Genomic DNA, 12773 nt, shown 5'->3' on the forward strand with positions numbered 1-12773 from the left:
CGTGGACGAGCGCCCCGTCTCCGAGGCGGGCGGCGGGAGCGCCGTGCGCCCGATGCTCGCGGCCGACCGGGAGGGCTTCGTCGCCCGCCACGAGCTGTGGGACGACGCGAAACACGCCGCGGCCGCGCAGCTGCGGCGGGTGGTGGACGAGCTGGGCGTCGAGCGGGTGCGCATCGGGTTCGCCGACCAGCACGGGGTGGTGCACGGCAAGACCGTCACCCGGGAGGCGCTGCCGGCCGCTCTCCGCTCGGGGATCACGGTGCCGTCGTCGTTGCTGCTCAAGGACACCGCGGGCCGGACCGTCGTGCCGGTCTTCACGGCCGACCCCGGCCTCGGGGTCGGAGGCTTCGCCGGGGTGGGCGACGTCGTCCTGGTGCCGGACCCGACGACCTTCCGTGTGCTGCCGTGGTCGCGCGACACGGGGTGGCTGCTGTCCGACGTGCACTTCCCCGACGGGCGGCCGGTGCCGTTCTGCACCCGCACCCTGCTGCGCGAGGAGTTGGGCCGGCTCGCTTCCAGGGGGTTCGAGTTGACCGTCGGCGTGGAGCTGGAGTTCCACGTCTTCGGCGAGCCCGGCCCCGACGGCGTCCCGGTGCCGCTCACCGGTGGGGGGCAGCTCCTGCACGAGGAGGGCCTCGACCGCCACGACGACCTCGTCCGCACCCTGCACCGCGGGCTCACCGACCTCGACCTGCCCGTGCGCTCGCTCGAGCTGGAGTTCGGGCCGAGCCAGTTCGAGATCACCCTGGCTGCCCGCGCCGCCCACCTGGCGGCCGACGACGTCGTGCTGGCACGTGCCGCGATCCGGCAGCTGTGCAGGCGGGCGGGGCTGCGGGCCACGTTCATGTGCCGGCCGGCGGGCAGCACGTCGGCGAGCACCGGCTGGCACCTGCATCAGTCGCTGCGGGACGACACCGGGCGGGCCGCCATGGAGGCGCCGGGGGAGCTGCTCTCCTCGACCGGCCGGCATTGGCTCGGCGGACTCCTCGGGCACGCCGCGGCGGGAGCGGTGTTCTGCACGCCGACGGTCAACGGCTACAAGCGGTACCTGCCCCATTCCCTCGCGCCGGACCGCGTCGGATGGGGCGTCGACAACCGGGCCGCCATGATCCGGGTCCTGCCGGCCCGGGCCGACGGCGGAGCGAGGCTGGAGAACCGCGCGGGCGAGCCCGCCGCGAACCCGTACCTCTACGTCGCGGCCCAGGTGGTGGCCGGGAGGGACGGCATCGCGACCGCCGCCGATCCGGGGGAGCCCCTCGACGCGCCCTACAGCGCCCCGGTGGCGGCCCTGCCCCGCTCGCTCGGCGAGGCCCTCGACGCGCTGGCCGCCGACCCGGTGTTCGAGCGGGCCTGGGGGAGCGAGGTCGTCAGCTGGTACACCGCGCTCAAGCGGGCCGAGTTCGAGCGCTACCTCGCCCACGTCTCCGATTGGGAGCAGCGCGAGTACTTCGGTCTGCTCTGAGCGGGCCGGTGCGGTCAGCCGCGGAACACCGTCTGCGACCGTCGCTCGTACCAGCGGGCGAGGGCCTCACCGGCGGCGATCACGTGGTCACGCATCACCTGGCGCGCGAGCTCGCCGTCGTTCGCAGCGAGCGCCTCGACGACACGCTGGTGCTGGGCGAGGTTGTTGCTGCGCAGCCGTGGGTTGTCCCGGAGCACGAGCGCGGAGACGTTGCGCGGGAACGCGTCGTTGACGTCGCGGATGGTGCGGGCGAGCCGCTCGTTCCCGGCGATCTCGTGGATGAGCGCGTGGAACCGGTCGTTCGCCGCGGTGGTCGGGGAGTCGGCCTCACCGCTCGCGGACGGGTCCTCGCGCAGCACGTCGATGGTGCGGCGCAGCTCGTCGAGCTGCTCCTGCGTGATCTCGCCGACGGCGCGCACACAGGCGAGCCCCTCCAGCTCGGCCCGTACCTCGTAGGCCTCCCGGACCTCCCACGGCGCAGGCACCCGTACCACGGCCCCGCGCCGGGGCAGGACCTCGATCAGCCCGCCGGCCTGGAGCTGGCGCAGCGCCTCCCGGATCGGTGTGCGGCTGACGCCGAGCGTCGCGGCCAGGTCGGCCTGGCGCAGCTGGGCCCCGATCGGGATCTCGCCCGACATGATCCGCGCACGGATCGCGGCAGCGGTCTCGTCGACGAGAGCGTTCGGCTCCCGGGGAGCCGGGTCGGATTCCACGGTCAGGCCCTTTCGCGCGGGGACCCTAACAAGAATCGCGCTGGGATCCAGTCCTGACAAGTTGGGATCCAGATGTCCGGCGCTAGTGGAGAGCGAGGGTGCGGATGAGCTGCCGTGCAGCGTCCCCGCCCGCCTCGACCGCGATCCGCACGGCCGTGGAGACGTCCAGATCGTCGAGGAGCGCGGTCCGCACGCCCGCCACCGCCGCCTCGGTCGTGCCCCGGGTGCCGCCGGCGACGTACAGCTCCTCGAGCAGTCTCGTCGCATCCCGGAGCGCGCCCGGCCGGTACTCCCATGCCTGGTTCCACCGCCGGTCCAGCAGCATGAGGCGCACGGCCGCGCCCGGCGCACTCTGCAGGAGGTCGTTCACCAGCACGAGGTTGCCGGTGGACTTGGCCATCTTGGCGCCGCCGACGCCGACGATGCCCACGTGGACCTGCCGCCGGGCGAACCGCGGGACGCCCGTGGCGGCCTGGGCCATCGCCACCTGGTAGGCGTGGTGCGGGAAGGCCAGGTCGGCGCCACCGGCGAGCACGTCCACCACACCCCCGAGCGTGGCGAGTGCCATGGCCGCGCACTCGGCGTGCCAGCCCGGACGGCCCGCGCCCCACGGGCTCGGCCACGCCGGATCGCCCGGGCCGGACGGCTGCCACACGGGCGCGTCGAACGGGTCGTCCCGCAGCGGGTCGTCCGGGCGGTCGCCGTACTCCGCCGACAGTGCCCACGCCTGCTCCGCCGTCAGGCCGGCCGCGCCGGGCAGGTGGGCGCCGTGGAAGAACACGTGCCCGTCGCGCTCGTACGCGGCGCCGGTGGCCAGCAGTGCCGACGCCAGCCGCACGACGTGCTCGACGTGGTGGCGGGCGTGTGGCACATGGGTCGGTGGCCTGACGTGGAGCGCGGCCATGTCCCGGTCGAACCAGTACTCCTGGATCAGGCCGAACTCCTCGTAGGAGCGACCCCGCTCGGCCGCCGCGCGGGTCAGGACGTCGTCGACGTCGGTGACGTTGCGCGTGAGGACGGTGTCGACCCCGGTCATCCGGATGACCTGCCGGATCAGGTCGGTCCACACGAACGCCGACGCGTGACCGAGATGCGTCACGTCGTAGGGGGTGATCCCGCAGACGTAGATCCGGGCGGGGATGGTGAGCGGCAGCGGCTCGCCGGCCAGCCTCAGCGTCTCGGGCGACCTCGTCCCGCTGCTCGACTCCCACACCGCGTGACCCGTCGGTCCGGCCATCGGGCCATCGTGGCACGGACGCGGGCTCGGCGCGTCCCCGCGCGGTGGGGGACCGGAAGTCCGCGGGCTGTCCTGCCCGGTGCGGCGGGACCCGCCGAGCATCGAGCTATCCTCCCGGGCCGGGGGGCGATCATGGGATTCGACCACGCCGTGGCGACGCGCGTCGTCGTGCGGGTGCTCGGTGACGCGGGCGAGCCGGTCGGCGCGGGGTTCCTGCTCGGGCCGGACCTGGTGGCGACGTGCGCGCACGTCGTCGCCGAGGCGCTGGCCCTCGATCCGTATGCGGCAGTGGGCCCGGCCGAGACGCTCCGGCTGGACTTCCCCATGGTGGCCGCCGACGGTGCGCCGGTCCGCGATGCCCGCGTCGTGCGGTGGGTCCCGATCGAGCCGGACGGCTCGGGGGACATCGCCGTGCTGGGCTTGTCCGGGCCCGTACCGGCAGGCGCGCGGATGCCGCCGCTGCGGCGGATCGACCAGCTCTGGGACCACCCGTTCCGCGTGCTCGGCTTCCCCGACGGCCTTGCCGACGGGGTCTGGTCGACGGGCCGCATCCGCGGCCGGCAGGCAACGGGCTGGTTCCAGCTGCAGGCCGCCCCGGGCGACCAGCCGATCGTGGGTGGGTTCAGCGGCTCGCCGGTCTGGGACGACGAGAGCGGGGCCGTCGTCGGCATGACGGTGGCCGCCGACCGGACGGGGGAGACGACCACCGCGTACCTGATCCCGATCGACCAGGTCCTCGGGACCGACCCGGAGCTCCTGCCCTGCCCGTACCGCGGACTGGAGCCGTTCGGCGAGGAGCACGCCGAGTTCTTCTTCGGTCGCGACGACGGCGTCGCCCAGGTCGAGGAGGTGCTGGACCGGCAGCCGATCGTCGCGGTCGCGGGGCCGTCCGGAGCGGGGAAGTCGTCGTTGCTGCGGGCGGGGCTGCTGCCGAGGGTCCGCTCCGCCGGTGCACGCGTCGCGGAGCTGCGCCCGTTGCCCGGCCAGCCGGTGGACGAGCTGATCGACGCGACCCTCGCCGACCTGCCCGACGACGGGCGCACGATCGTGTTGGTCGACCAGTTCGAGGAACTGGCTGCCGCCGACGCGGCCGGTGCGCGGCGGCTGCTGGCCGTACTCGGCGATCGGCTCGACGCCCACGCCCGCAGGCCCGACGGGAACTGGCCCCTCCAGGTCGTGCTGACGGCGCGGTCGAGCACGCTCGAGGACGTCCTGGCTCCGGAGATCGCGACGCGGCTGGGTGCCGGCACCGTGCTGGTACCCCCGATGAACCGCCGCCAGCTGCGCGACGCCATCGTCGCCCCCGCCGAACGTGCCCCCGGCCTGGTGTTCGAACCGGGTCTCGTCGACCGCATCCTCGACGACGCGGCCGCAGAACCAGGCCGGCTGCCGCTCGTCGAGTCCCTGCTCACCGAGCTGTGGGAGCGGCGGGCGGGCGGGGTGCTCACGGTCGAGGCCTACGAGCGCAGCGGCGGTGTCGCCGGCGTCGTGGCCACGCGGGCCGAGCAGGTGGTCGCCGCGCTCGACGTGCCGGCGGACGACCCGGGCCTGCGCCGGCTCTTCACCGGCCTCGCCGGGACCGACCGCGACGGCCGCTTCGTGCGCAGGCCGCTGCCCACCGCCGACCTGGATCCGGCGCTCCGACCGCTCGCCGAGCGGCTGGTGGCCGGACGGTTGCTGGTGCTGGAGCGCCCCCCTGCAGGCGAGGAGCGGCTGCAGCTCGCCCACCAGGCGCTCATCGAGCACTGGCCGAGGCTGCGCGGTTGGCTGGCCGAGGACCGGGACTTCCTCGCCTGGCGCGAGGAGGCCGAAGCGCAGCGCGATCGCTGGGAGACGGCCGGCCGCGACGACGGTGCCCTGCTGCGGGGCGTCTCGCTGGCCGCCACCGCCGAATGGCTGCCACGGCGCGCACCCGACGTGCCGCTCCCGCTGCAGGAGTTCGTCGGGCGAAGCCGGGCCCGGCAACGGCGCGAGGTGCGGCGCTGGCGCGTGGTCACCGCGGTGCTCGCCGTGCTGGTGCTCGCCGCGGGAGCGCTCGCGGCCGTCGCCGTCGCCCGTGGGCAACAGGTCACGGCCCAGCTGCGGCTGGCGGATGCGCAGATCATGGCCCGCTCCGCGATGGACCGGCTGCCGGGCGACCCGGTCACGGCGTCCGCGTTGGCGCTGGCGGCACACCGGTCGGACCCCGACAACGACGCCGCTCGGACGACGCTTTCCCGGCTGGCGTTCGGCATGCAGTCGGTCGACGCCGTGTACCCCGACGTCAACGCACTGCCCGGGGGCGCTCTCTCCACGTCCGAAGACGGGAACACGGTACTGGTCAACGACTCGAGCCAGGCCACGATCGTCACCGGGGCGCTCGGATCCGCACCGGCTCACTGGGTACTGCCGGATCGCCCGCGGGAGGAGAACCGACTGATCATGAGCCGCGACGGCCGAGCGGTCGCCGGGCTCGACCTGACCGGCCGGGTGCTCCTCTGGGACGTCGTGCAGCGCAGCGGCCCGGTCGTGATCAGTGACGGGCTGGGCGCCGCGCTGCAGGGGACGCTCTACTTCTCCCCGGACCAGACGCGGCTGTACTGGCTGACCGTGGCGCCGGATCGAACCCGCCGGCTCGTCGTGTGGGACGTGCGTGCCGCGGCCGCGGCCCCGGTCGGCCTCGGGCCGATCACGGACCCGCAGATCGGGCGGGTGGCGCTCACCGCCGATCCCGGGGCGGTGGCCGAGTACCGGACGACCGGGATGACCGTCCGCTCGATCGCCGACGGCGCGGTCCGGGCCACGTTCCCGCCGGAGGGTCTCTCGGGGGATCGGTACGCCGTCACGTGCGCGCCTGGTGCGGCGCTCGTCTGGGACGCCATGACCGGGCAGCAACTGCGCCGCCTGGCGCGTCTCACCGAGGACTGCACACAGGAGATCCTGAAGAACGAGCTGACCGGTACCGGCGAGTTCCTCGTGGAGGCGTACCCCGCCCTCGTGGACCGCGACATCGAGCGCTGGCGGATCACGTCCGTGCACACCGGGCAGGTCTACGAGCTGCTCGCTCCGCCGCACACGGGGGAGGCCTGGCGCAGCAGCGATCACACAGGGATGGAGGCGGCGATCGTGGGCGACCGCCTCGTGGTCTACGACCTGTGGCAGCGCTCGGTGCTGCGGCTGCACGCCGACCCAGCGGACGCCGGGCCCGGGGCGTTCCTGACCGCCGACCGGCGGTACGAGGTGTCCATCGGCGCGGACGCGATCATGGCCGTCGACGCGGTGACGCGCGGGCTTGCCGGGACCCTTCCCGGGTCCGCGCTCGCGGACAGCGGCGACCGGCGGCCCGTGATGAACGCCGACTCCGTCGGGGTGATCACGTCCGCCCCGGATCACGTCTCCTACGCCGAGTACGCCGTCCCCGGCTTCACCCGCATCGGGAACTGGACCCTGCCGGGAGGGCCCGCGCGGCCGGATGGCGCCCGGCCGTCCGTCGACTCGCTCGCCGACCAGGTCGCCGCCCTCAACAACGGGGTGCTCAGCGCGTGGGACCGGCGGACGGGCCAACCGATCGGCACGCCGATCGATCTTGCCTCCGACGCAGAACGGGCCCGGCACTTCCGCAGCGACCTCGAGGTTCGGCTGCGGCCCGGCCCCGCGTGGGAGGCCGCGGTGCCGGGCCCGCACGGGGTCGAGCTCTGGGACATGGCCACGGGTCGACAGGTGGCCGTGCTGGAGTCCGAGTCGATCGGAATGATGTTCGACGCCGCGGGCGAGCGCCTGGCGGTGATCGAGAACGGCTGGTCGGTGCACGTGTGGAACGTCGACGAGCGCCGGCGCATCGGGGTGCCGGTCGTCACCCCGTCCGCATTGGTCCCGCTCGGGTTCACACCCGACGGTCTGCTCGCCGGTGGCGTCATACCCGATCCGGAGACGAGCGGCCGCATCCTCCTGATCGAGCCGGAGACCGGCAGGCAGCGGGGCGGCTTCACGCTCGCGAAAGGCGTCGACGCCGACACGGCGCTCACCGCTGATGGCCGGTTGGTCGTCGCGGGTGCCGACGGAGGCAGGCCGGTGGCGTTCCCCCTGGCCGTGCAGGAGTGGACGGACCGCCTGTGCGGGCTCCTCGATCGCCCGTTCACCGACGGTGAGCGGGCCCTGTTGCCCGCCAGCATCGACGCCGAACGGCCCTGCGGCTAGTGCTCCCCGCCGGAGGTTCGCCAAGGGTCTCGGCGGCCCAGCTCCACGCTGGACGCAGCGGCGAACAGCCCGAGTACGCCCGGTACGAGGGCTGTCCGCCGCCACGCCCAGCGAGAAGCTGGATCCACCGATACCCCCGACGAACCTCCGGCGGGAAGCACTAGCGGTCCAGTCCGGCCACCACCCCACCCCTCGCGACCGGGGCAGACGCACGCGCGCACGCTCCGGTCCGACCCCCGCGCTCCGTCGCGCTCTTGACAAGCATTTCCAGTAGAACTTAGGTAGCCCTTGTTCTACGCGTACTGCGTATTCGACGCAGGTGTCGCGGGAGAGGGGGGCACCGTGACCGTCACCGCCGTCCGGTCCGAGGAGGGCACGCCCGTCGAGCCGGTGGCCGAACCGCCTCAGGGCGCGTCACTGCTGGCGCTCGCCGAACCGGTACGCCGCCGACTCGTCGTCGCGGTCGCACTGGGTGCGGCGGGTGCGGTGCTGGGCGTCGCAGGCCTCGTCGCGCTGGCCTACGCGCTGCGCGAGCTGTTCCGGCTCGCGCCGGACGGGACGGCGCTGCTGGTACCCCTGGTGGCGGCGGCCGTCGGCGTGGTCGGTCGGTACGGGCTGCGGGCGTGGGCCTTCCAGGTCTCGCACATGGCGGCCTTCGACCTGGAGACCGTGCTGCGCACCCGGCTGGCCGCGCACCTGGGCCGGGTGTCGCTCGGCGACGTGCTGCGCCTCGGATCGGGGCCGTTGAAGAAGATCGTCCAGGACGACGTGCGCGCGATGCACAGCGCCGTGGCCGACGCGACCCCGCTGGTGGGCTTCGCGGTGGCGCAGCCGGTCGCCGCGCTCGTCGCGCTCGCGGTCGTGGACTGGCGGATGCTGCTCGCGGTCCTCGTGATCGTGCCGGTCGTGGTCGTCGCGATGCAGCTCGCCATGCGCGACCACGCGACCGAGCGCGCCCGCTACGACCGGGCGAACGAGTCCATCAACGCGGCGGTCGTGGAGTTCGTCCAGGGCATGCCCGTCGTCCGCACGTTCGACGACGGCAGCACCTCGTTCCGCCGGTTCGCCGCGGCGGTGGAGGGGTTCACCGAGGCCACCGCGAACTGGCAGCGGAAGAGCCGCACGCCGGGCGTGCTCGCGCGGATCGCGATGACGCCGGTGCCCACCCTGCTCGTCGTGCTCGCAGTCGGGATCTGGCTCGTGGCCGGAGGGCTGGTGGAGCCGGCGTGGCTGCTGGTGGCGCTCCTGATCGGCACGCTGCCGGTCGAGTCGATCCTGCCGCTGATGTACCTGAACAACTACGTGAACGACTCGAAGGCAGGCGCAGCCCGGATCGCCTCGGTGCTCGCGCTGCCCGAGCTGGCGGAACCCGCGCACCCCCGCCCGCCGGGCGACGGCTCGGTGCGCCTCCGCGGCGTCACCTTCGGCTACGGCACCGATCGGGGACGGCCGGCGCTCGACGGCGTCGACCTGGAGATCCCCGCCGGCACCGTGTGCGCGCTCGTCGGCCCGTCCGGCTCGGGCAAGTCCACGCTCGCCCGGCTCGTCGCGCGCTTCCACGACGTCGTCTCCGGATCGGTCGAGGTCGGCGGGGTCGACGTGCGCGAGATCGGCACGCCCGGCGTGCTGCGCCACGTCGCGCTCGTCTTCCAGGACCCGTTCCTGATCGACGACACGGTGGCCGAGAACATCCGGCTCGGCCGCCCGGAGGCCACCGAGGCCGAGGTGGAAGCCGCGGCGCGGGCGGCGGGTGCCCACGACTTCATCGTCTCCGAGCTGCCCGACGGCTACGCGACCCGCGTCGGCGAGCGCGGTGGGCTGCTGTCGGGGGGTCAGCGGCAACGGGTCACGATCGCGCGGGCGATGCTCGTCGACGCCCCGATCGTCGTGCTCGACGAGGCCACCGCCTTCGCGGATCCGGAGACCGAGGCGCAGATCCAGGAGTCGATCGCGGCGCTCACGCGCGGGCGCACGGTGATCGTGATCGCCCACCAGCTCGCGACCGTCGCAGGCGCCGACCAGATCGTCGTGCTCGGCGACGGCCGGGTGGCCGAGCGGGGCACGCACATCGAGCTGCTGGCTGCGGGTGGGAGCTACGCGCGGATGTGGGAGCACCACGAGCGGGCACGGGCATGGGGGGTACGGGCATGAGACGGATCGTGACCATGATGCTGCGGGTCGCGGGCCCGTACCGGGACCGGTTCGCCGCGTCGATCCGCCACTCCGTGATCGGGTCGCTCGCGCAGGCCGGCGCCTACGCCAGCATGCTGCCGATCCTCCACGAGCTGTCGCGGCCCCAGGTGGAGGCGGCAGCGGCATGGCGGTGGTTCGCGGTGTTCGCCGCCTGCTACGCCGTCGAAGCGGTGTACCGGTGCCGCGAGATCGGCTTCCAGTACACCGAGTGGACCGGGGTGATCGAGTCGATCCGCCTGCGCCTGGGCGACCGGCTGCGCCGCATGCCGCTGCGCGAGCTGGAACGGCGCGCCACCGGCGACCTCACCACGGTGGTGGGCGGCAACGTCGTGAACGCCGCACTCGGCGTCTCCGCGGTCGCGCTCGTGTTCCTGCAGATGGTCATCGTGCCGGTCGTGCTGATCGCGGTGTTCCTGGTCGTGGACTGGCGGTTGGGGCTCACCCTCGCCGTCGTCACCCTCCTGGCCGTGCCGTTCGTCCGGCAGGTGCAGCGCATCTCCGGGTCGGGGTTCCGGCGGGTGGACGAGGCGGACGCCGCCGCGGCGTCCCGGATCGTCGAGTACGTCCAGGGCCTGCCGGTGTTCAAGGCCACCGGGCAGGTCGGGGAGTCGTCCGTCCGCCTGCGGGCGGCGTTGCAGGAACAGACCCGCCACCAGGCCGAGTCGCAGAGCCGGTCCGCGCTGCCGGCGCTCTACGCCGCGGCGGTGGTGCAGCTGGGGGTGATCGCCGTCGCCGCCGTCGGAACCGCCCTCGTGCTCGGGGCGGACCTGACCGCTCCGATCCTGGTCGCGGTCGTCGTCGGCGCGGTGCGCTTCGCCGAGCCCCTCGCGACCGCGACGACGCTGACCGCGATGTTCGAGATCACCGACGCCGCGATCGAGCGCGTGACGGAGGTGCTCGACGTGGCGCCGCTCGATGCGGACCCCGACGCCCGGATCACCCGGTTCGACGTGGCGTTCGACGAGGTGGCGTTCGGCTACACCGGCGCGCCGGTGCTGCGGGGCGTGTCGTTCGCCGTGCCCGCCCGCAGCTTCACCGCGCTCGTCGGCCCGTCGGGGTCGGGCAAGACGACCGTGACCAGGATGCTCACCCGCTACGCCGACCCGGACGCCGGGACGGTCCGCATCGGTGGTGTGGACCTGCGCACCGTCGATCCCACCGAGATCTACCGCCACGTCTCGGTGGTGTTCCAGGACGTGTACCTGTTCGGCGACACCATCCGCGCGAACATCGCGATGGCGCGTCCCGATGCCACCGACGCCGAGGTGGAGGCCGCGGCGCGCGCGGCCAACGTGCACGGCTTCGTGGAACGGCTCCCGCACGGTTACGACACGCGGGTCGGCGAGATCGGCGGTGCGCTGTCGGGCGGGGAGCGGCAGCGGATCTCGATCGCCAGGGCGATCCTGAAGGACGCCCCGATCGTCCTGCTCGACGAGCCGACGGCGGCGCTCGACGCCGAGAGCGAGGTGGCGGTGCAGCAGGCGATCGACGCGCTGGTCGCCGACCGCACGGTGGTCGTGATCGCGCACCGGCTGTCGACCGTGGTCGGGGCCGACCAGATCCTGGTGCTGGAAGGCGGCCGGATCGCCGAACGGGGCCGGCACGCCGAGCTGCTCTCCGCGCGTGGGCGCTACGCGCGGATGTGGGCGGCGCAGACCAGGGCCCGGCACTGGCGTGTGGAGGCGGAGACGGCGAAGGTGGCCGGTGTCGAAGGGGGGCAGTGATGGATGAACAGGAGGGCGGGGCCGGCTCCCCGGTGGAGCGGCGCGTGCTGCTGCTCCTGCTCGGCGCGGTGCTCGCGGGGTTCACCGGGCAGCAGCTGCTCGGCCCGGTGCTTCCCCCGCTCTCGCGCGAGCTCGGGCTCGGCGAGGTGCAGCTCGGGTTCGTGATCACGAGCGCGGCGGTGGTGTTCACCCTGGCCAGCCTGTTCTGGGGGCGGGTGTGCGACCGGTGGGGTCAGCGCCGCGTCCTGCTGACCGGGCTCACGCTGTGCACGGCGGGGCTGGCCGGGTTCGCCGCCGTCTCGGCGTGGGCGCTCGGCAGCGCGGACCCGTCGGCCGCGACCGTCCTCACCGGGATGATCCTCATGCGCAGCGTGCTGTTCGGGTTCGGCGTCGGCGCGATCCCGGTCGCCGCGCTCGCCTATGTGGGCGCCGGCACCGCAGGCGAGGCGGAGCGGACCCGTGCGGTGTCGATGGTCGGGGCGGTGCAGGCGCTCGCGCTGGTGCTCGGCCCCGGCGTCGGCGGCCTGCTCGCGGCCGGCACGCTGCTCGGGCCGCTCTACCTCGCGCCGGTGGTGCTGGGCCTGATCACGGTCGTCGTCGCCGTGGTCCTGCCCCGCCCCACGCGGTCCGGTGCCGCCCCGCTGCGCCTGGCCCCTCCTGCCCGGACGCTGAGCCCGTTCGACCCGCGGCTGCGGCGGTTCCTCGCCGTCGGGTTCATGCTCTTCCTCTCGCTCGGCACCATCCAGGTTGTGCTGGGTTTCCTGTTCCAGGATCGTCTCGGACTCGACGGCACGGCCACCGCTGCGACGACGGGCGCCGCGGGGTTCGCCACGGGGCTGGTGCTCGTCGCCGTGCAGGGCGGCGTCGTCCCGCGGCTGGGATGGGGCCCGCTCCGGCTGCTGCGGGTGGGGGCCCCGATAGCCGCGGCCGGGTTCGCAGTGGTCGCGCTCGGCCCCGAGTTCTGGTCGATGACCGCGGGGTCGATGGTCGTCGCGCTCGGGCTCGGGATGGCGATCCCCGGCTACACCGCGGGCCCGACGCTCGCGGTGGGCCGCTCCGAGCAGGGCGCCGTCGCGGGTCTGATCAACGCGACGAACGGGAGCACCTTCATCGCGGGTCCGCTCATCGGCACCGCGCTCTACGCCGCCGGGCCTGCCCTCCCGGTGGTGCTCAGCTGCCTGCTGTGCGTCGCGGCCTGCGCCCTGCTCGTCCGGCCGATCCGGCAGGCCGTCCCCGACGCGGGCGTCACCGTGGCGGAATGATGCCCG

At 74.1% G+C, this 12773-nt stretch carries 7 protein-coding genes; 5 read left to right on the plus strand and 2 right to left on the minus strand.

Annotated elements, in window-relative coordinates; translation table 11 throughout:
* The first annotated feature begins 1 nt into the window (after nucleotide 1).
* On the plus strand, nucleotides 2-1462 hold the full coding sequence (locus FHX44_RS33195) for a glutamine synthetase family protein (protein ID WP_212612760.1): 1461 nt from the start codon (nucleotides 2-4) through the stop codon (nucleotides 1460-1462).
* Between the two features lie 14 nt (nucleotides 1463-1476).
* Here FHX44_RS33195 and FHX44_RS33200 read toward each other — a convergent pair whose 3' ends face one another.
* Nucleotides 1477-2175, minus strand: a complete 699-nt coding sequence (locus tag FHX44_RS33200; RefSeq protein WP_212612761.1) for a GntR family transcriptional regulator — start codon at nucleotides 2173-2175, stop codon at nucleotides 1477-1479.
* An 82-nt stretch (nucleotides 2176-2257) separates the two neighbouring features.
* The gene (locus tag FHX44_RS33205; protein ID WP_147259393.1) at nucleotides 2258-3412 is read right to left on the minus strand and encodes a cysteine--tRNA ligase; all 1155 of its coding nucleotides are present in this window, start codon (nucleotides 3410-3412) and stop codon (nucleotides 2258-2260) included.
* A 132-nt stretch (nucleotides 3413-3544) separates the two neighbouring features.
* On the opposite strand from FHX44_RS33205, the gene FHX44_RS33210 reads away from it, so the two are divergent.
* The 4 genes from FHX44_RS33210 (at nucleotide 3545) to FHX44_RS33225 (ending at nucleotide 12767) form a co-directional block, all read left to right on the plus strand.
* Nucleotides 3545-7588, plus strand: a complete 4044-nt coding sequence (locus FHX44_RS33210) for an nSTAND1 domain-containing NTPase (protein WP_170309138.1) — start codon at nucleotides 3545-3547, stop codon at nucleotides 7586-7588.
* Nucleotides 7589-7930: 342 nt separating this feature from the next.
* Nucleotides 7931-9739: an ABC transporter ATP-binding protein gene (locus tag FHX44_RS33215; RefSeq protein WP_246170726.1), complete on the plus strand. Its 1809-nt coding sequence runs from the start codon at nucleotides 7931-7933 to the stop codon at nucleotides 9737-9739.
* On the plus strand, nucleotides 9736-11505 hold the full coding sequence (locus FHX44_RS33220) for an ABC transporter ATP-binding protein (protein ID WP_147259395.1): 1770 nt from the start codon (nucleotides 9736-9738) through the stop codon (nucleotides 11503-11505). Before FHX44_RS33215 ends, FHX44_RS33220 begins: the two co-directional genes overlap by 4 nt.
* Complete coding sequence (locus tag FHX44_RS33225) at nucleotides 11505-12767, plus strand: MFS transporter (RefSeq protein ID WP_147259396.1); 1263 nt, start codon at nucleotides 11505-11507, stop codon at nucleotides 12765-12767. Before FHX44_RS33220 ends, FHX44_RS33225 begins: the two co-directional genes overlap by 1 nt.
* Nucleotides 12768-12773 lie beyond the last annotated feature (6 nt).

Source organism: Pseudonocardia hierapolitana, from assembly GCF_007994075.1.
GTDB classification, from domain to species: Bacteria; Actinomycetota; Actinomycetes; order Mycobacteriales; family Pseudonocardiaceae; genus Pseudonocardia; species Pseudonocardia hierapolitana.